This is a genomic window from Bacillus stercoris (genome assembly GCF_029772985.1).
In the GTDB taxonomy this organism is placed as follows: domain Bacteria; phylum Bacillota; class Bacilli; order Bacillales; family Bacillaceae; genus Bacillus; species Bacillus stercoris.
Map to the genome: position 1 here is coordinate 700,764 of NZ_CP121861.1, position 19,584 is coordinate 720,347.

The 19,584-nt window shown below is 42.6% G+C and carries 18 protein-coding genes; 16 read left to right on the forward strand and 2 right to left on the reverse strand.

Annotated features, from left to right (window positions below; translation table 11 throughout):
- Nucleotides 1–9 precede the first annotated feature (9 nt).
- The 10 genes from lytC (at nt 10) to QA442_RS03655 (ending at nt 11,991) form a co-directional block, all read left to right on the forward strand.
- Nucleotides 10–1,500 (forward strand): N-acetylmuramoyl-L-alanine amidase LytC, encoded by a 1,491-nt coding sequence (lytC, locus tag QA442_RS03610; protein WP_095431993.1) that lies wholly within the window; start codon nt 10–12, stop codon nt 1,498–1,500.
- A gap of 226 nt (nt 1,501–1,726) precedes the next feature.
- Entirely contained in the window at nt 1,727–2,386 is a 660-nt protein-coding gene (locus QA442_RS03615; protein WP_003242561.1) for a sugar transferase, read from the forward strand.
- A 55-nt stretch (nt 2,387–2,441) separates the two neighbouring features.
- Complete coding sequence (gene tuaB, locus QA442_RS03620) at nt 2,442–3,893, forward strand: teichuronic acid biosynthesis protein TuaB (RefSeq protein WP_095432032.1); 1,452 nt, start codon at nt 2,442–2,444, stop codon at nt 3,891–3,893.
- On the forward strand, nt 3,890–5,059 hold the full coding sequence (tuaC, locus tag QA442_RS03625) for a teichuronic acid biosynthesis protein TuaC (RefSeq protein WP_095431992.1): 1,170 nt from the start codon (nt 3,890–3,892) through the stop codon (nt 5,057–5,059). Before tuaB ends, tuaC begins: the two co-directional genes overlap by 4 nt.
- Nucleotides 5,060–5,120: 61 nt before the next feature.
- The gene (gene tuaD, locus QA442_RS03630; RefSeq protein WP_081483690.1) at nt 5,121–6,506 is read left to right on the forward strand and encodes a UDP-glucose 6-dehydrogenase TuaD; all 1,386 of its coding nucleotides are present in this window, start codon (nt 5,121–5,123) and stop codon (nt 6,504–6,506) included.
- 84 nt (nt 6,507–6,590) lie between these two features.
- Nucleotides 6,591–8,057 (forward strand): teichuronic acid biosynthesis protein TuaE, encoded by a 1,467-nt coding sequence (gene tuaE, locus QA442_RS03635; protein ID WP_069838601.1) that lies wholly within the window; start codon nt 6,591–6,593, stop codon nt 8,055–8,057.
- Between the two features lie 28 nt (nt 8,058–8,085).
- Nucleotides 8,086–8,766, forward strand: coding sequence for a teichuronic acid biosynthesis protein TuaF (tuaF, locus tag QA442_RS03640; protein ID WP_095431991.1), 681 nt, complete (start codon nt 8,086–8,088; stop codon nt 8,764–8,766).
- Nucleotides 8,767–8,789: 23 nt separating this feature from the next.
- Nucleotides 8,790–9,548 carry a teichuronic acid biosynthesis protein TuaG gene (gene tuaG / locus QA442_RS03645; RefSeq protein WP_095431990.1) on the forward strand — a complete coding sequence of 253 codons (759 nt, stop codon included), beginning with the start codon at nt 8,790–8,792 and terminating at the stop codon, nt 9,546–9,548.
- Between the two features lie 28 nt (nt 9,549–9,576).
- The gene (tuaH, locus tag QA442_RS03650; protein ID WP_095432031.1) at nt 9,577–10,770 is read left to right on the forward strand and encodes a teichuronic acid biosynthesis protein TuaH; all 1,194 of its coding nucleotides are present in this window, start codon (nt 9,577–9,579) and stop codon (nt 10,768–10,770) included.
- Between the two features lie 144 nt (nt 10,771–10,914).
- Complete coding sequence (locus QA442_RS03655; protein WP_069838605.1) at nt 10,915–11,991, forward strand: MraY family glycosyltransferase; 1,077 nt, start codon at nt 10,915–10,917, stop codon at nt 11,989–11,991.
- 70 nt (nt 11,992–12,061) lie between these two features.
- Here the strand turns inward: QA442_RS03655 and tagV are convergent, their stop codons facing one another.
- Nucleotides 12,062–13,237 (reverse strand): polyisoprenyl-teichoic acid--peptidoglycan teichoic acid transferase TagV, encoded by a 1,176-nt coding sequence (gene tagV, locus QA442_RS03660; RefSeq protein WP_095431989.1) that lies wholly within the window; start codon nt 13,235–13,237, stop codon nt 12,062–12,064.
- A complete protein-coding gene (locus tag QA442_RS03665; RefSeq protein WP_014665564.1) occupies nt 13,237–13,890 on the reverse strand; it encodes a YigZ family protein in 654 nt (217 codons plus the stop codon). Before QA442_RS03665 ends, tagV begins: the two co-directional genes overlap by 1 nt.
- 216 nt (nt 13,891–14,106) lie before the next feature.
- Here QA442_RS03665 and degS point away from each other — a divergent pair, with 216 nt between their 5' ends.
- The 6 genes from degS to QA442_RS03695 all read left to right on the forward strand — a co-directional run bounded on the left by degS (nt 14,107) and on the right by QA442_RS03695 (nt 19,519).
- A complete protein-coding gene (degS, locus tag QA442_RS03670; RefSeq protein ID WP_014665563.1) occupies nt 14,107–15,264 on the forward strand; it encodes a two-component sensor histidine kinase DegS in 1,158 nt (385 codons plus the stop codon).
- Nucleotides 15,265–15,346: 82 nt separating this feature from the next.
- Nucleotides 15,347–16,036: a two-component system response regulator DegU gene (gene degU, locus QA442_RS03675; RefSeq protein ID WP_003219701.1), complete on the forward strand. Its 690-nt coding sequence runs from the start codon at nt 15,347–15,349 to the stop codon at nt 16,034–16,036.
- A 97-nt stretch (nt 16,037–16,133) separates the two neighbouring features.
- Nucleotides 16,134–16,979 carry a DegV family protein gene (locus QA442_RS03680; protein ID WP_095431988.1) on the forward strand — a complete coding sequence of 282 codons (846 nt, stop codon included), beginning with the start codon at nt 16,134–16,136 and terminating at the stop codon, nt 16,977–16,979.
- A gap of 106 nt (nt 16,980–17,085) precedes the next feature.
- Nucleotides 17,086–18,468, forward strand: coding sequence for an ATP-dependent helicase ComFA (comFA, locus tag QA442_RS03685; RefSeq protein ID WP_095431987.1), 1,383 nt, complete (start codon nt 17,086–17,088; stop codon nt 18,466–18,468).
- A gap of 68 nt (nt 18,469–18,536) precedes the next feature.
- Nucleotides 18,537–18,833: a late competence protein ComFB gene (gene comFB / locus QA442_RS03690; RefSeq protein ID WP_014665560.1), complete on the forward strand. Its 297-nt coding sequence runs from the start codon at nt 18,537–18,539 to the stop codon at nt 18,831–18,833.
- Nucleotides 18,797–19,519, forward strand: coding sequence for a double zinc ribbon domain-containing protein (locus QA442_RS03695; protein WP_141237723.1), 723 nt, complete (start codon nt 18,797–18,799; stop codon nt 19,517–19,519). The genes comFB and QA442_RS03695 overlap by 37 nt, the downstream gene beginning before the upstream one ends.
- Nucleotides 19,520–19,584: the final 65 nt, after the last annotated feature.

Here is a 19,584-nt window from a genome sequence, read left to right on the forward strand (position 1 = left end):
GGAAATCAATTGCGTTCTTATATAAAAGTCCTAACAATGTGTTTTTTGGGACTCATACTTTTTGTACCAACAGCTTTGGCTGATAACTCGGTGAAAAGAGTCGGGGGAAGCAATAGATACGGCACTGCTGTTCAAATATCAAAGCAAATGTATTCAACTGCAAGTACAGCTGTAATTGTCGGTGGGAGTTCTTATGCGGATGCAATTTCAGCAGCTCCTCTTGCTTATCAGAAGAATGCGCCACTGCTTTACACTAACTCTGATAAGCTTTCGTATGAAACGAAAACAAGATTGAAAGAGATGAAGACTAAAAATGTAATTATTGTAGGTGGAACACCTGCTGTTTCTTCCAACACTGCTAACCAGATTAAAAGTTTGGGGATAAGTATTAAACGAATTGCAGGAAGCAACCGTTATGATACGGCTGCACGGGTGGCAAAAGCGATGGGTGCGACTTCAAAAGCTGTTATTTTGAATGGCTTCTTATATGCAGACGCTCCGGCCGTCATTCCTTATGCAGCGAAAAACGGGTATCCAATTCTTTTTACAAATAAAACATCTATAAATAGTGCGACAACGTCTGTGATAAAAGATAAGGGAATTTCAAGTACGGTTGTTGTTGGAGGAACTGGAAGTATCAGCAATACGGTATACAACAAGTTACCTTCTCCTACAAGAATTAGCGGTTCAAACAGATATGAGCTTGCTGCAAATATCGTACAAAAACTTAATTTATCAACAAGCACCGTATATGTAAGCAATGGATTCAGCTATCCTGACTCTATTGCAGGAGCTACACTGGCAGCTAAGAAGAAGCAATCTCTTATCCTTACAAATGGTGAAAATTTATCTACAGGAGCCCGTAAAATCATTGGAAGTAAAAACATGTCAAACTTCACGATTATCGGAAACACTCCTGCTGTAAGCACCAAGGTTGCTAATCAGCTAAAAAATCCGGTAGTTGGTGAAACAATCTTTATTGACCCGGGTCACGGTGATCAAGATTCAGGAGCAATCGGCAATGGACTCCTCGAAAAAGAAGTCAACCTTGATATAGCGAAAAGAGTCAATACAAAGCTAGATGCTTCAGGTGCTCTCCCAGTCATGTCGAGATCTAATGATACGTTTTATTCTTTACAGGAGAGAGTAAATAAAGCAGCTTCAGCACAAGCAGATTTATTTATCAGTATACATGCTAATGCTAATGACAGCTCATCACCAGATGGAAGTGAGACGTACTACGATGCAACATATCAAGCAACAAATAGCAGGAGGCTAGCTGAACAAATTCAACCCAAGTTAGCCACTAATCTTGGAACGAGAGACCGGGGAGTAAAAACAGCTGCTTTCTACGTTATTAAATATTCTAAAATGCCGAGTGTTTTAGTTGAAACTGCCTTTATCACTAATGCATCCGATGCGAGTAAATTGAAGCAAGCGGTTTATAAAGATAAAGCTGCACAAGCTATTCATGACGGCACAGTATCTTATTACAGATAATCGAAAGAGACAAATCTAATCACAGATTTGTCTCTTTTTTATATGAAATGATTAAAACAAATAGGACTTGTATATAAAATAGTAAAAGAGTATTAACAACATTTATCAGAAAAAACACGTAATTCACACTTCTTAACATACCATTTACATCCAATTAACATCCGTCTGCTAAACTGACTGGCATAGGTCATCATAACATCCCAAACAAATCGTGAGGTGTGTGTCAGTGAGTGCAGAGAAAAGCATGAATGTGAGTCGTGAATTCTCAGTTCAGCAAATACATTCTTTTACATTATCTGAAAAGACGGCTCGTTATTTGGCAATAAAGCGCGTAATGGATATTTGGTTTGCGCTCATTGGGTTGGCGATTGCGCTGCCAATGATTGCGGTATTTTCAATATTGATTTGTTTGGAGACGCCGGGGCCTGCCATTTATACGCAGGAACGCGTAGGGAAAGGCGGGAAACCATTTAAGCTTTATAAGCTTCGTTCCATGAAAATAGATGCCGAGAAGTCTGGTGCGGTTTGGGCACAGAAGCAAGATCCGCGGGTGACAAGGATCGGAGCTTTTATCAGAAGAACGAGAATTGACGAGCTTCCTCAGCTGTTTAATGTGCTGAAAGGCGATATGAGTATGATTGGCCCTCGTCCGGAACGTCCCGTTTTTACGGAAAAATTCCAGAATGAGATTCCGGGCTTTACGCAGCGTCTGGCTGTTAAACCGGGATTGAGCGGCTGGGCTCAGGTGAACGGCGGTTACGATATGACGCCGAAGGAAAAGCTGATATTTGATTTATATTACATTCGCAACCTGACTTTCACTTTAGAATTAAAAATTATGTTAAAAACTTGTAAAGTAGTCTGGACAGGTGATGGTGCAAGATAAAATGGAATGCCGGTATTCACCATCAATCTGAGCTTAAAAAGAAGTAGGGAATATGATGCCAAGTATTACAAAACAAATTATGAGCGGCGCAAAGTGGACAAGTATTTCAACTATGTGTATTACAATCATACAAATTGTTCAGTTTGCCTTGCTTGGAAATATGATGACCTTAACAGAATTTGGGCTCGTCGGCATGATCACAACGGTTACAGTTTTCGCCCAGATTGTGCTTGATATGGGTTTTGGCGCAGCGTTAATTCAGAGAGACGACGCGACGGAGCGTCAGCTGTCCACATTGTATTGGCTTAACATTATGACGGGCGTTTTGCTGTTTGTTCTTTTATATGTGAGCAGTCCTGTCATTGCGGGATTTTATCAAAGAGAAGAGCTGGTGTTTCTAGTTCGGATTCTGGCGATTATGTTTTTGATCGCGCCGATTGGACAGCAGTACCAGTATATGCTGCAAAAGCAGCTGCATTTTAATACGTTAAGCAAAATAGAGATTTTTTCAAATGTATTGTCATTCGGATATTTAGCGATTGCGGTTTTTATGATGGATGCGATTTTGGCTTACGTCATTTCTCAGGTCCTGCTCCAGTCCAGTAAAGGGATTTTATATTGGGCCGTATACCGGAAAAAGTGGCATCCTGCTTTTGTTTTTGATTTGAGAGGCATGAAGGAGTTCTTTTCTTTTGGAGCCTTTCAGCTTTCATCCCGTCTTGTGAACAGGCTGGGAGCAAATATCGATATGATTTTGATCGGCCGGTTTATTGGTGCTGAAGCATTGGGGATTTATAACCTCGCCTATCAGATAGTCACCATTCCGGTTTTGAAGATCAATCCGATTGTCACACGGGTGGCATTCCCTGTTTTCGCAAAAAACAAATATGAAAACAGCGTGATCAGAGAAGGCTTTCTGAATATGACAAAAATGCTGGCGCTTGTTTCGTTTCCGCTGTTAATCGGGCTCGTATCGGTGTCAGATGACTTTATCACAGCGGTTTTCGGAGAAAAGTGGCTTGCTGCTGTTCCGATCCTAAATGTTCTGGCGATTGTCGGAATACTAAGAGTGCTTATGAATCCAAATGGATCTGTGCTGCTGGCTAAAGGAAGAGCTGACTTAGCGTTTTATTGGGATTCCGGCGTGCTGCTGCTGTACGGCTTATCACTGTTTGCAGCTGTACAGACGGGAAGCCTGCTGACAGTCGCATGGGTGTATGCCATTATCAGCGTTGTTAATTTCCTGATCGGGCGCTGGCTTTTGGCATATGTCATCAAGCTTAACCTTTCAGCTTATTTCCAGTCGATTATGAAGCCGTTTCTGATTACTGCGGCGATGGGCATCATCGCGTTTGGTGTAAGCCTGAGTACGGAACACTTCAGTATGCAGGCAGAAATGCGGCTGGCCATTTCAGTTGCGGCCGGGGCGCTGTGCTATCTCTTTCTTTTGGTAAAAGCGTACCCTCAAACGAAAAGCAAACTACTAAGAAAAGGACGTTTGTCATGAAGATTTTGTGGATCACAAGCGTATATCCGAGCAGTCTGAAACCTGGTGAAGGTGTGTTCCATGAGACACAGGTGCAAGAGCTGCAGAAACTCGGGCTTGATATCACTGTGATATGCCCAAGGCCTTTTCATTCAGCACCTGTCCGTATGCTGAAAAAGACATATCGTAAAAAGGATGCCAGACCGGAGTATGAGATTAGGAAGGGGATACCGGTTTACCGGCCTTTCTACCGGGCAGTTCCCGGCCAGCTGAAGTGGGCGCAGCCTCACCGGAGAATTGCATCAGCGGTTATAAAAACCATGAAACAACGCGACCTAAATCCGGATCTGATCCATGCGCATTTTGCCATGCCATCGGGCGGGGCTGCGGCAGTCGTGTCAGAGTCAATGCGAATTCCTTATGTCCTGACCTTGCATGGCAGTGATGTGAATGTCTATCCGCATTACAGCAAAGGAGCGTTTAAAGCCTTCAAGCGTGCCGTAGGTTCAGCGTCAGCCGTTTTAGCGGTCAGCCACAAGCTTCAGGAAGAAGCCAAAAAGCTTTCGGGCTTTGACAGCTCGGTTTTGCCGATCGGCATACAGCTCAGCCGCTTTCAGGAAAATGAGCAGACGAAAGAAGAACTCAGAAAAAAACTCGGGCTGCCACTCGATCAGCGTCTGGCTGTCTATGTCGGCCGGCTGGTCAGGGAGAAAGGCATTTTTGAACTGTCCGAAGCCATCGAATCCCTGCAGGACCCTCCTCAGGCAGTCTTTGTTGGGGATGGTCCCGCAAAATCGATGCTGACGCAGAAGGGGCATATCGTCACAGGCCAAGTCCCAAATCATCAGGTAAGAGACTATTTGCTTGCGGCAGACCTATTCGTGCTTCCTTCTTACAGTGAGGGAATGCCGACTGTTGTAATTGAGGCGCTGGCGTTAAGGATTCCTGTCATCTGTACAGATGTTGGCGGAGTGGCATCTTTATTCGGAAAGCACCAGCATCTGCTGATTAAGCCAAAATCTGCTCAAGCCTTGGCGGAAGCGATCACTCGGTACGAACATGAGCAAGTATGGAAGCCGGAAGTGGCAGATGATTTGTATGAAACTGTGCAGGCTCAATTTGACGCAGGAAAAAATGCCAAGGCCTTGCATCATCAGTATCAGACGGTCATGAAAACGTCCGTTTAATCGTCAGAAACTGCGACCAATATAAATAGGAAGATCATTTTACAGGAGAGGGATGAGCGCTGTGAAAAAAATAGCTGTGATTGGAACAGGTTATGTGGGACTCGTGTCAGGCACTTGCTTTGCGGAAATCGGCAATAAAGTTGTTTGCTGTGATATCGACGAATCAAAAATCAGAAGTCTGAAAAATGGAGTAATCCCAATCTATGAACCAGGGCTTGCAGACTTAGTTGAAAAAAATGTGCTGGGTCAGCGCCTGACCTTTACGAACGATATCCCGTCCGCCATTCGAGCCTCAGATATTATATATATTGCAGTCGGAACGCCTATGTCAAAAACAGGTGAAGCTGATTTAACGTACGTAAAAGCGGCGGCGAAAACAATCGGTGAGCATCTTAACGGCTACAAAGTGATCGTAAATAAAAGCACAGTCCCGGTCGGAACAGGGAAACTGGTGCAATCTATCGTTCAAAAAGCCTCAAGGGGAAGATACTCTTTTGATGTTGTATCTAACCCTGAATTTCTTCGGGAGGGCTCAGCAATTCATGACACGATGAATATGGAGCGTGCCGTGATTGGTTCAACAAGTCATAAAGCCGCTGCCATCATTGAGGATCTGCATCAGCCATTCCATGCTCCTGTCATTAAAACAAATCTAGAAAGTGCAGAAATGATTAAATACGCTGCGAATGCATTTCTGGCAACAAAGATTTCCTTTATCAATGATATTGCAAACATCTGTGAGCGAGTCGGCGCAGACGTTTCAAAGGTTGCTGATGGCGTTGGGCTTGACAGCCGGATCGGCAGAAAGTTCCTTAAAGCTGGTATTGGGTTTGGCGGTTCATGCTTCCCTAAGGATACAACTGCACTGCTGCAAATCGCAAAATCGGCCGGCTATCCATTCAAGCTCATTGAAGCTGTCATTGAAACGAACGAAAAGCAGCGTGTTCATATTGTAGATAAACTTTTGACTGTTATGGGAAGCATCAAGGGAAGAACCATTTCAGTCCTTGGATTGGCCTTCAAACCGAATACGAACGATGTGAGATCTGCTCCAGCGCTTGATATTATCCCGATGCTGCAGCAGCTGGGCGCCCATGTAAAAGCATACGATCCGATTGCCATTCCTGAAGCTTCAGCAATCCTTGGCGAACAGGTCGAGTATTACACAGATGTGTATGCTGCGATTGAGCACACAGATGCATGCCTCATCTTAACAGACTGGCCGGAAGTAAAAGAAATGGAGCTTGTGAAAGTGAAAACCCTCTTAAAACAGCCCATCATCATCGACGGCAGAAATTTATTTTCACTTGAAGAGATGCAGGCAGCCGGATACATTTACCACTCTATCGGCCGTCCCGCTGTTCGAGGAACGGAACCCTCTGACAAGTATTTTCCGGGTTTGCCGCTTGAGGAATTGGCTAAAGACTTTGGGAGCGTCAATTTATAAAAAGAAAAAGTATTACTTGGCTGAAGCTGCCGGCTGCTAGGCTCGGCCGCCGGCTCCTGAAACATCAGGAAAGGGGTTAAACATGTGAGTATCAAACGATCAGCGGTCCATACGCTAGCGTTACTGGCCGCTGCTATATTAGGAGTCGTTCTATTAGTGGGAGCCATCCATAAAGATATAGGTTTCGTGCAGATGGCCGCTGTGCTTGCGGTGTTGGCAATTGGTCTGTTCGCGCTGGCGCTTGCAACCGCATTTACAACAAAAGAACGGCTCTTTATGGCTGTAATCTATATTTTGATCGCCTGCACTTTTTTAAATAATGCATTTTTCGCCATTCATCTTGGATTTTTCAGTTTGTTCCTTTACAGGCTTCTACTCATTGCCGCCGGGTGCCTTCACATTATTGGCATGGTTCGGAATCGTACCCATATCGAAAGATGGAATGGGCTGCAGGTGAAAGGGATATTGCTCTTTTTCGCCTTTTGGTTTATATACGGCCTTGTTTCTCTGCTATGGGCCAAGTCGGTAACAGCTGGCCTCAAATATTTGGCCTTATTGGCAATGGGAATTTTCTTCATTTATCTCATTGTCATGTACGTGCAAAAAATCGAGCGGCTGATGATTGTTTATGCCATTTGGCTGGTGATGACAGTATTTCTGATGATCATTGGTTTTTACAATCATATCACCCACCATCATCTTGCGAGTTCCACATTGTACAGCGGACCGGAGTATAAGCAGCATTATCCGACATCAGTCTTTTTTAATCAAAATGACTTTGCGACCTTTTTATCGATCAGCTTCTTTTTTTACATCACAATGATGAAAAACAGTAAGAATGGATACATCAAGGCGATTGGCCTTGTGCTCTCGCTCTGTGCGTTGTATTTAATTTTTGCTACTGGTTCAAGAGCCAGTCTTCTGGGGATTTTTGCAGGTGTTGCAGTTTACATTTTCATTGTTTTGCCGCCTATTTTAAAGAAAATGGCCATCTGGCTGTCGGTGGCGGGAATTGCTCTTTTCGCAGTTCTTTTCGCCAGCAAAATGTATTCGAAGTTTTGGGAGCTGTTTCTGGCCCCGCAGACGCTGCATTCATTTCATGACAGGCTTCCATCAAATGTGGCCCGGGCCAATCTGCTGAAAAACGCTTGGCATTTCTTCCTGGATTCATACGGATTCGGAGTCGGGGCAGGAAATGTATCCTATTATCTTGAGCATTATGCTTTATATGATACGGACAATGTGGCAGAGGTGCATAACTGGCTCGTTGAAATTCTTGCTAATTTTGGCTTGTTCATCATGCTGGGATATCTGTCCATTTATGCCTACCTCATATGGGTGCTTTACAAGTTTTATGAAAGAAAATTAGAAAATCAGTCAAAACTGATCACAGAAGGGCTTATTACCGCTATGGTCAGTTTCCTGGTATCAAGTATCAGCCCAAGCTCTGTTTCAAATTTATTTTTCCATTGGGTGTTTATGGCGCTAGTCATCGCCGCTGTGAATGTGTTAAGGCGGTCCAGACAAATGCCTGAGCCGATGTACAGATAAACAGACTACAAAAAGCAGGGAGACTTATATGAACGATATATTGATAAGAATAGCCCGTCGCATAAAAAAAAATATCATTTGGATCATAGCGGTGCCAATTATATTAGGTGCGGCGGGGTATATCCTGCCGTCACAAATCGCTGGTCAAAAGAGCTATACAGCTGAGGACACTTTGGCTGTGGGGAGCTATGATCATCCGATTTATAACAGCACGGAGGAGATTCCGCTTCTGCTAAAGAGCGATTCTTTTTTGAAGGAGGCGCTTCCTGATGAAAAGGATGAAGATATAGCAAAAATCAAAGAGAAGCTTACCATCAAAACAGAATCTAAATCGTTACTGACTTTAAGCTATAGCGACGAGGATAAGGATCGAACGGAATCTGTCCTAAACGCCATTTCCTCCACCTTTCTCAAAAACGATCAAAAGCTGTATGCAGAAAGAGAAGCCGTCATCCGCAGCAGCATCGATGCGCTTGAAGGTGAGAAGGTGAGCGAGGATTCCAAAGTGGATAAAGAGAGATTTTTGTATGAACTTAAAAATACTCAGCTTAATCTAAAAGCGGCCAGTGTTACAGATTCTGAAACCGTGAGTGAGACAGCAGGCGGCGGAATGTCTCCGAAAAAGAAAGCAGTTCTCGGCGTTATGATTGGCCTTACGATTGCCTTTATGTTCGTTGTCATTCCTGAATTTTTCAGAGAATCCTTTTAAAATCATACGATGGAGATGTGATCATGACCAATTGGAAACCTCTCGTATCTGTCATTACACCTTCCTATAATGCGCGTGACTATATTGAAGACACGGTTCATTCGGTATTAGATCAGAGCCATCCTCATTGGGAAATGATTATCGTGGATGATTGCTCAACGGATGGGACCCGCGACATTTTACAGCAGTATGAAAAAATAGACGAAAGAATTCAAGTGGTGTATCTGGAGGAGAACTGCGGAGCTGCGGTTGCTCGCAACAAAGCGTTGGAACGCGCTCAAGGGCGTTACGTAGCATTTTTGGACAGTGATGACAAATGGAAAAAAGACAAACTGGAAAAGCAGATCGCGTTTATGATGGAGCGCTCCTGTGCGTTTTCTTTCACGGGCTACAGCTTAATGGAGCAGGACGGAACCCCGCTCGATAAATTCATTCATGCGCCTGAAAAGCTGACGTACGATGATGCTCTGAAAAATACAATTATCGGCTGCTTGACGGTGATGATTGACAGAGAGCAAACGGGACAGATCCAAATGCCGAATATCAGAACGAGACAGGACTTAGCCACATGGCTGTCTCTTTTAAAAAAAGGATTTACTGCCTATGGAATGAATGAATGCCTTGCTGAATATCGGCTTGTCAACAACTCAATTTCCAGCAACAAATGGAAGGCTGCGAAAAAAACGTGGTTTGTCTACAGGGAAATCGAACGGCTTCACTTCATGAAAGCGACATGGTGTTTTGTTCAATATGCCAAAAACGCGGTGAAAAAAAGATTATAGCCGCAAACAGAGAGAAAAGGTGATGAAGGTGGAAACAAAAGAAGCAATCATTCATGTCATCGTTGCCACTGCTGAATGGGGAAAAGACCAATTAAGATACAGAAGGCACCGGCTGGCAGAATTTTTAGCTGCTCAAGAGGAAACGAAAGAAGTCATTTGGGTATGTCCGGCTCCGAGTGCCCAGGGGAAAGAATTTCAAGAAGTCCATTCTGGCATCAGGCAATTCGCTGTCAAAGACCTGCTGCAGAAAAAAATGTTTCGTTTTGGTCGATATACAGATGTTTTTTACAGACATAAGCTCTCGCCTTTACTCGATGAGCTTGCATCTGCTTCTTCAAACGGTGAACGCTGCTGTTTATGGTACACGTTTCCGGGATTCCCGCTGCTGTCTTCGCTGTTTTCTTGGGATCAGGTCATTTATGATTGCAGTGACCTATGGGCTGCGCCGATCAGCGGGCGTTCAAATCTGCTGTCTGAATTCCGGCGAAAAGTCATAAAATCGGCAGAGCTGAGAATTATACAACGAGCAGATTCAATTACTTGTTCATCTGATTATCTTCATAAAGAAGTAGGCAAAAAACTGACTGTGGGGCGAGAAAAGGTTCATACTGTGGAAAACGGTGTGGAGTTTGAACTGTTTTCTGCACATAAACAGGCTCCCGATCGCAGTATACTGCAGGGGAGAGAAGGAACGGTGTTAGGCTTTATTGGCGGGATTAAACCGAAGCTCGATTTTAAAATGATTGAAGCCGCCGCTCTGCAAAAGCCTGATTGGACATTTTTATGGGTTGGCCCGGATGCCACCAATGGTGACGTTTCGTTTCAAGAGCTGCTGAGACTTCCCAATGTTATATGGACCGGTCCGGCAGATCCAAAAGAAGTGCCTCATTTTATGGAGCTTATCGACATTGGCATCATGCCATATAAACAATCACCGTATAACCAAGCTGTGTTTCCGCTGAAACTATTTGAATTTTTAGCAGCAGGAAAACCTGTTGTAGGCACTAATCTTCCGTCAACCTCAAAAATGCAAAAGCCTTATGTATACGAATATGTAGAGGGCGATCATCCGATTGATTTTATAGCCGCTTGTGAAAAAGTTCTCGGACAAAACGGAGACGAGACCTATAAAGAAATGCGCCGAAACATCGCCCGCACCCAAGATTGGGATTGCTTATTTAGACAAATTATGAAATATACAGGGATTCAAAAACATGCGTAGTCCTATAAATTGGGATGCGCGTTTTTTGATTATACGTGTTTCTTTTTGATGAAGCTTGTTATAATAACTAAGGAGAAGGTATAATGGAAGGAACGGTTCTCTATATAAATAAAGACTTTATTTAATTCCAAAGGAGACTTCTTTATGCTTGACGAACGCATGATTCGCATTGTTGTTGCGTTTATTGTCTCGCTGCTGACAGTTTTAATCATAACCCCAATCGTAAAAAGGATTGCGATTAAAATAGGTGCAGTTGACCAGCCCAGCAATCGAAAAGTACATGACAAAATCATGCCCCGGATGGGCGGGCTGGCCATATTTATCGGGGTGGTTGCAGGCGTGCTTGCATCCGGTATATACACTGAAACAAGGATGACGGCTATTACAGCCGGAGCATTCATCATAATTGTGTTAGGTATTCTTGATGATAAATATCAATTAAGTGCAAAAGTGAAGTTTTTGATTCAATTAGGTGTAGCCATTATGATTGTAAGCACTGGCTTAAAAATGGACTTTTTCTCAGTACCTTTTTTAACAGAACGATTTGAATTAGGATGGATGGCTTATCCGCTGACCGTATTATGGATTGTCGGCATCACGAACGCAATTAACCTGATTGACGGATTGGATGGCCTTGCTGCCGGTCTTTCTGTTATTGGCCTGTCAACAATCGCCGTCATGGCGCTATCCGGCGGAAAAGTGCTCATTCTGTCACTCTCATTAGTTGTTATTGCCAGCACGCTTGGATTTTTGTTTTACAACTTTCATCCGGCAAAAATCTTTATGGGAGATACGGGCTCACTTTTTTTAGGGTATAGTATTTCGATTCTTTCATTATTAGGCTTGTATAAAAGTGTCACATTGTTCAGTATCGTTATCCCGATTATTATATTAGGCGTACCGATTTTTGATACAACATTTGCTATTATCAGGAGAATCTTAAACAAACAGCCGATTTCAGCGCCTGATAAGTCACATATCCATCATAGACTGATGGCCTTTGGCCTTTCACATCGGATGTCGGTCTTAGTTATTTATATGATTGGATTTATTTTCAGTATCAGTGCGATTGTGCTTAAAACTGCCACAATTTGGCTCTCTTTGTTTATTATCTTCATTTTAATCATTTTTATGCAAATCATAGCAGAAGTGACAGGACTCGTGAATGAAAAATTCAAACCGTTTACGAAATTTTATAAACGGCTGGTGAAAAGGAATTAAAAACTCCGGCTTATGTGCCGGAGTTTTTTCTGCGCAAAAATGCCCGATCCTCTAAAGGACCGGGCATTTTTTAATAGGATGAACCAGTTGTTGAATTCGGTGTACCGTTTGAGCTTGTGCTGCTGTCATTCGAATAGCTGCTTCCGCTCGTCGTGCCGTCAGTTGTTGTGCCAGTGCTGTCAGAACCGCTTGAACTGTCAGTCCCATCTGTTGAACTTCCGGTACCGGAAGTGCCAGTGCTGCTTGTATCTGGAGTATAATCTAAATGCTCTTGAAGCGTTTTTCTGACTTTCTCGAGATTTGTAGCATCAGGTTCAAAGTAATACGTGTTGTTAGGACCTAAATACAAATCAGACCCTGTAATGCTCAACGTGTCGATTTTTTTGCTGGTAAAGCCGCTGTAAATCTGCTGAAGCGCTAAACCTTCAGTAATACGAATATTGGTTTCAACGTTTTCGCTGGCTTTCTCTGCGATTTTATCAATTTTAGCAATGTTGCTTGCACTTGACATTTGGTCAATCAGCGCGTTTAAGATTTGTTTCTGTCTGTCATTACGGCCAAAGTCTCCGCGTTTATCCTGTTTTCTCATTCGGGCATACGCCAAGGCTTGTTCGCCGTTTAAATGCATCTCGCCTTTTTTGAAGTAAATCCGTTTGCTTTCGTTTACGTCACTTTTTTCATCGAAATCGAAAGGCACGTCTACATCAATACCGCCGACTTCATTTATCACATCTTTAAATCCGTCAAAATCAACTGTGACATATTTATCGATCGGGATTTGCAAGAAGTTTTCAACAGTTTCAACTGTCTCATCTTTACCGCCTTTGCTGTAAGCGGCATTGATCTTTGTCTTGCTTCCGGTTGTGTCACCGGCTAATTGCACACGTGTATCACGCGGAATACTCAGCATTTTCATGGTTTTATTTTTAGGATCCAGGGTAACTACAATAAGAGAGTCTGATCTCCCTTTTTGTCCTTTAGTCGCGTAATCCTCTATTCCCATAAATAAAATAGAAAACGGTTTTTTCTTCATGTCTACAACTTCGCTGCGAAGATTTGATTTATTCCCGCGAGATAGGGCATCGTACGAATCATCGGCAGCGTTAATGGTTTTATAAAGTTTATATCCGCCAAGCCCTACAACTACTAATAAGGCGAGGACGAACAATAACATTATTCTTTTTATAATTTTCCTGCGTTTGCTCTTTTTCTTTTTTCGCACCCGCACTCTAACGCGTTCAGCCATTATTCAGTCTCCTTTATGTGATTGACGGCTTTTTCAAGATACGTCAACTCTCCCTCTTTAATATCACTCTTTCCATTTGTCAGTTCTGTCATCCATTCAGAAAAAGCATTTGTTTCCTTTTCTTCCACGTATGTTTCGAATTCAACATTTTCTGAATAATGGATTTCCTTTAACAGAAATTGTGACTCCCTTAATTCATTTTCAATCTTGCCAAGCCATGTGTAATCTGCGGAAGTATGCATGATACGCATAAGCTTCCGTTCTACCACACCTATATGATTTAATCCTTCAGACACTGATTTCCCATAAGCGCGAATTAATCCGCCAGCCCCAAGCTTAATACCTCCGAAGTATCGTGTAACGACGGCGCAAGTATCCTTAAGTCCGCGTTTTTTTAATACCTCAAGCATCGGCACTCCCGCTGTACCGCTTGGTTCTCCGTCATCATTGGCTTTTTGGATATGATCATTCTCGCCGATAACGTAAGCTGAGCAATTATGAGTCGCATTCCAGTGCTGTTTCTTTATTTTCTGTATAAATTCCTGTGCCTCTTGTTCGGTAGAAACACGGCTTAAATGACAGATAAAACGCGATTTTTCTATAACAATCTCGTGTTCTCCTGCTTCTTTCACAGTAAAATAGCTGTGCAGCATGCTAGCTGACCCTCCTGCTAAGCATAAAAGACTGCCTATACAAATTCGTACAGTCTTTAGAATTTTTGTGCGTATTTTGGTATCATAAAGAGTAGATAGTATATAAAAATGTTTTTTTCTAGAATATACGCATTCTTTCATTATAATTCGACATAATTTGCAGATCAATTACATTTATAATAAAAATATATGACAACGCCGTGACGGAGGGAAATTATGAATAAAACAAAGATGGATTCCAAAGTGTTGGATTCTATTTTGATGAAGATGCTGAAAACCGTTGACGGGAGCAAGGACGAGGTTTTTCAAATCGGGGAGCAGTCACGCCAGCAGTATGAACAGCTGGTTGAAGAACTGAAACAAATTAAGCAGCAGGTGTATGAAGTGATCGAGCTTGGAGATAAACTTGAAGTGCAAACCCGCCATGCGAGAAACCGTTTATCCGAGGTCAGCCGTAATTTTCATAGATTCAGTGAAGAGGAAATCCGCAATGCTTATGAAAAAGCCCATAAGCTGCAGGTAGAATTGACGATGATCCAGCAGCGTGAGAAGCAATTGCGCGAACGGCGGGATGATTTGGAGCGCAGATTGCTAGGGCTTCAGGAAATCATCGAGCGGTCAGAATCATTAGTAAGCCAAATTACAGTTGTGCTTAATTACTTGAACCAGGATCTGCGCGAAGTCGGACTGCTTCTTGCAGATGCTCAGGCAAAACAGGATTTCGGCTTAAGAATTATTGAGGCGCAGGAAGAAGAGCGAAAAAGAGTTTCAAGAGAAATCCATGACGGACCCGCTCAAATGCTGGCGAATGTTATGATGAGATCGGAATTAATCGAGCGGATTTTCCGTGACCGGGGTGCAGAGGACGGATTCCAAGAAATTAAAAATCTCCGTCAAAATGTTCGGAATGCCCTTTACGAAGTGAGAAGGATTATATATGATTTAAGACCGATGGCCCTTGATGACCTAGGCCTGATTCCAACTTTAAGAAAATATCTATATACAACCGAAGAATATAACGGGAAGGTCAAAATACATTTTCAGTGTATTGGAGAAACAGAGGATCAGAGGCTAGCGCCTCAGTTTGAAGTTGCGCTCTTCAGGCTCGCACAGGAAGCTGTGTCTAATGCGCTAAAGCATTCTGAATCTGAAGAAATTACAGTCAAAGTTGAAATCACAAATGATTTTGTGATTTTAATGATAAAAGATAACGGTAAAGGGTTCGACCTGAAGGAAGCGAAAGAGAAGAAAAACAAATCATTCGGCTTGCTGGGCATGAAAGAAAGAGTAGATTTATTGGAAGGAACGATGACAATAGATTCGAAAATAGGTCTTGGGACATTTATTATGATTAAGGTTCCGTTATCTCTTTGACTATGATTTGTAAAATAGAGCCAAAAGGCATATTGACCGAATGCTAGAGTATATAGAACAATAATACAAGGAGGCGTGGCTTGTGACTAAAGTAAACATTGTTATTATCGACGACCATCAGTTATTTCGTGAAGGTGTTAAACGGATATTGGATTTTGAACCTACCTTTGAAGTGGTAGCCGAAGGTGATGACGGAGACGAAGCGGCTCGTATTGTTGAGCACTATCATCCTGATGTTGTGATCATGGATATCAATATGCCAAACGTAAATGGTGTGGAAGCTACAAAACAGCTTGTTGAGCTGTATCCTGAATCTAAAGTAATTATTCTATCAATTCACGATGACGAAAATTATGTAACACATGCCCTGAAAACAGGTGCTAGAGGTTATCTGCTGAAAGAGATGGATGCTGATACATTAATTGAAGCGGTTAAAGTAGTTGCCGAGGGCGGCTCTTACCTTCATCCGAAGGTTACGCATAACCTCGTTAACGAATTCCGCCGTCTTGCAACAAGCGGAGTTTCTGCACATCCTCAACACGAGGTTTACCCTGAAATCCGCAGACCATTACATATTCTAACTAGGCGGGAATGTGAAGTGCTGCAGATGCTTGCAGACGGAAAAAGCAACCGCGGAATTGGTGAATCATTGTTTATCAGTGAGAAAACCGTTAAAAACCATGTGAGCAATATTTTACAAAAAATGAATGTGAACGACCGGACGCAAGCCGTTGTGGTCGCCATTAAAAATGGCTGGGTAGAAATGAGATAGTATATTAGGAGACTTGCCTTTTTCTAGGCAGGTCTTTTTTTAGGCTGCCGTTTCCCTTACAATAGAGTTATAAAGCAATAAGGCAGGTATCGAAGCTATGAATATTGCAGTCGTAACAGACAGCACGGCATATATTCCGAAAGAAATGCGTGAACAACATCAGATACATATGATCCCTCTCCAGGTTGTTTTTGGGGAGGAGGCTTACCGTGAAGAAATTGAGTTGGACTGGAAAAGCTTTTACGAAGAAGTAAAAAAACATAATGAGCTCCCGACGACTTCTCAGCCGCCAATCGGCGAGCTGATTGCGTTGTATGAAGAGCTTGGCAAATCTTATGATGCGGTCATCAGTATCCATCTTTCCAGCGGGATCAGCGGAACATTCAGCAGTGCGGCAACGGCTGATTCAATGGTCGACAATATTGATGTGTATCCATTTGATTCAGAGATAAGCTGTTTAGCCCAAGGCTTTTATGCTCTTAAAGCCGCTGAATTAATTAAAAACGGAGCATCATCGCCGGAAGATATTATAAAAGAACTGGAAGAAATGAAAAAAACAGTTCGAGCATATTTTATGGTAGACGACTTAGCTCATCTTCAGCGCGGCGGGCGATTAAGCAGCGCCCAAGCCTTCATTGGAAGTCTTCTAAAGGTAAAGCCTATCCTTCATTTTGACAATAAGGTAATTGTGCCTTTTGAGAAGATTCGCACACGTAAAAAAGCAATTTCGCGAATTTATGAGCTTTTAGATGAAGATGCAAGCAAAGGATTGCCTATGCGTGCTGCCGTTATCCACGCTAATCGCGAGGAAGAAGCAGCGAAAATCATTGAAGAGCTTTCTGCAAGATATCCCCATGTTGAATTTTATAACAGCTATTTTGGCGCGGTAATCGGCACTCATTTGGGTGAAGGTGCGCTAGGAATTTGCTGGTGTTTTAAATAAGGCCAAATCTCCGTTTTAGCAACGGAGATTTTTTTATATTTCTATTTTGATTGTTCGACAGAAACTATTCATTCAGGCATACTGTCTCGAAAGGAGGCGGTGCTATGTGAAGGTGCCAACTGAAAAGAACATTTCCTTTTCTAGAGAATTGCAGCAGACGCTTCAAAGCCGTCATTTGCTCAGGACTGAACTCCCATTTTCCGATGAAATGATTGAATGGCATATCAAGAATGGCTATATCACCACTGAAAATTCTATATCAATAAATAAACAGGGCTATAGATGTAATAGGTGCGGCCAAACTGATAAGCGGTATTTTTCTTTTTATCACTCATTTGGAAAAGATCAGCTATATTGCCGTTCCTGTATCATGATGGGCAGAGTGAGTGAGGAGGTTCCTTTATATTCATGGAAAGAGGGAGATGAACAAAACTGGAAGTCTGTTAAGCTGACATGGGGCGGTAAGCTTTCAAGCGGACAGCAAAAAGCCGCCAATATTTTAATTGAAGCAATATCAAAAAGAGAAGAGCTCCTCATCTGGGCGGTTTGCGGCGCTGGTAAAACAGAAATGCTATTTCCTGGTATAGAATCAGCGTTAAATCAAGGACTGCGTGTATGTATTGCAACTCCTCGCACCGATGTTGTATTAGAGCTTGCTCCAAGACTCAAGGCTGCCTTTCAGGGTGCTGACATTTCAGCGCTTTACGGAGGAAGCGATGACAAAGGGCGGCTATCTCCGCTCATGATTTCCACCACGCATCAGCTTTTGCGATATAAAGATGCATTCGATGTTATGATCGTTGATGAGGTTGACGCTTTTCCGTATTCTGCTGATCAAACCCTTCAATTCGCTGTTCAAAAAGCAAGAAAGAAAAACAGCACCCTCGTTTATTTAAGTGCAACACCTCCTAAAGAATTAAAAAGAAAAGCGCGGAACGGACGGTTACATTCAGTTCGCATCCCCGCAAGACACCACCGGCAACCTTTACCCGAACCGCGCTTTGTATGGTGTGGAAACTGGAAGAAGAAATTAAACCGAAATAAAATTCCGACAGCGGTGAAAAGATGGATAGAGTTTCATGTGAAAGAAGGCAGGCCTGTTTTTTTATTCGTTCCCTCCGTTTCTATTCTAGAAAAGGCTGCTGCGAGCTTTAAAGATGTTAATTGCCGAACCGCGACTGTGCATGCGGAAGACAAGCATAGAAAGGAGAAAGTGCAGCGATTCAGAGATGGTCAGCTCGATCTATTAATCACAACAACAATACTGGAAAGAGGCGTTACGGTTCCCAAGGTGCAAACAGGTGTACTGGGAGCGGAATCTTCTATCTTTACGGAAAGCGCACTTATTCAAATCGCAGGAAGAACCGGCCGGCATAAAGAGCATGCAGACGGCGATGTCATTTTCTTTCACTACGGCAAAACAAAGAGTATGCTCGATGCAAAAAAGCATATAAAAGAAATGAACGGCTTGGCAGCAAAAAATGAATGAACAGACTAGCCATTATTTGAAAACGTGGTACAGTATACTCATATAACCGATGATGAGGAGCTGTAAAAATGCTTGTCAATTCAAAAGAAATCGTAATGAAAGAACTGCTCGACCGTTATATGGACCAGCTTCACATGGCCTGCACGTGCCAAGTATGCCAAAACGATGTACTGGCACTTTCTTTAAACAAAGTGAGACCATCCTACGTTACTGATCTTAAAAAGATCGCATATACGAAAGCAGAGATGGTAGATAAACAAAAAAATACGGCTATGCTTGTCATTTTGGCTGAATCTGCAGCTGTGGTATCAGAGAGTCCAAGCGATTTATGCCAAACAAAGCAGGAGGAGGCATTCATAAACTGATCTGTCTGCTATGCGATTCGCAATTTTCTCAAGCTGTTACATGGAGAGCACTTTTTTTATTAAAGCCTGACGAAAAGGTCTGTCATTCCTGCAGAAGCAAGTTAAAAAAAATTACAGGGCATATCTGCACCATATGCGGCAGACCTCAATCCGTTTATGCGGTATGCAGGGATTGTGAGGCGTGGAAATTAAGGATCAGTCACAGCTTGCTGCTCCGCCAAAATCGTTCAGTTTACACATATAATGATATGATGAAAGAAACACTCTCCCGTTTTAAATTTAGAGGAGATGCAGAAATCATAAATGCTTTTAAAAGCGATTTTTCTTCAACCTTTTCAAAGGTATACCCCGATAAGCATTTTGTTCTTGTTCCTATTCCGCTAAGCAAGGTACGGGAAGAGGAGCGCGGATTTAATCAGGCGCAGCTCCTGGCAGAATGTTTAGGCAGGCCCATCCACCATCCCCTCATCCGCCTGAATAATGAGAAACAGTCTAAGAAAAAGAAAACAGAACGCCTGCTTTCAGCGCGTATTTTTGATACAAAAAACAATTCAGCAGAAGGTATGAATATCATTTTAATAGACGATCTTTATACAACAGGCGCCACTTTGCATTTTGCAGCGCGCTGCTTATTAGAAAAAGGAAAAGCCGCTTCAGTGGCATCTTTTACCTTAATCAGAAGCTAAATGATTCTGTTTTTATGCCGATATAATCACTAGAAATTGACACAGGCATATTATCGAATAAGGAG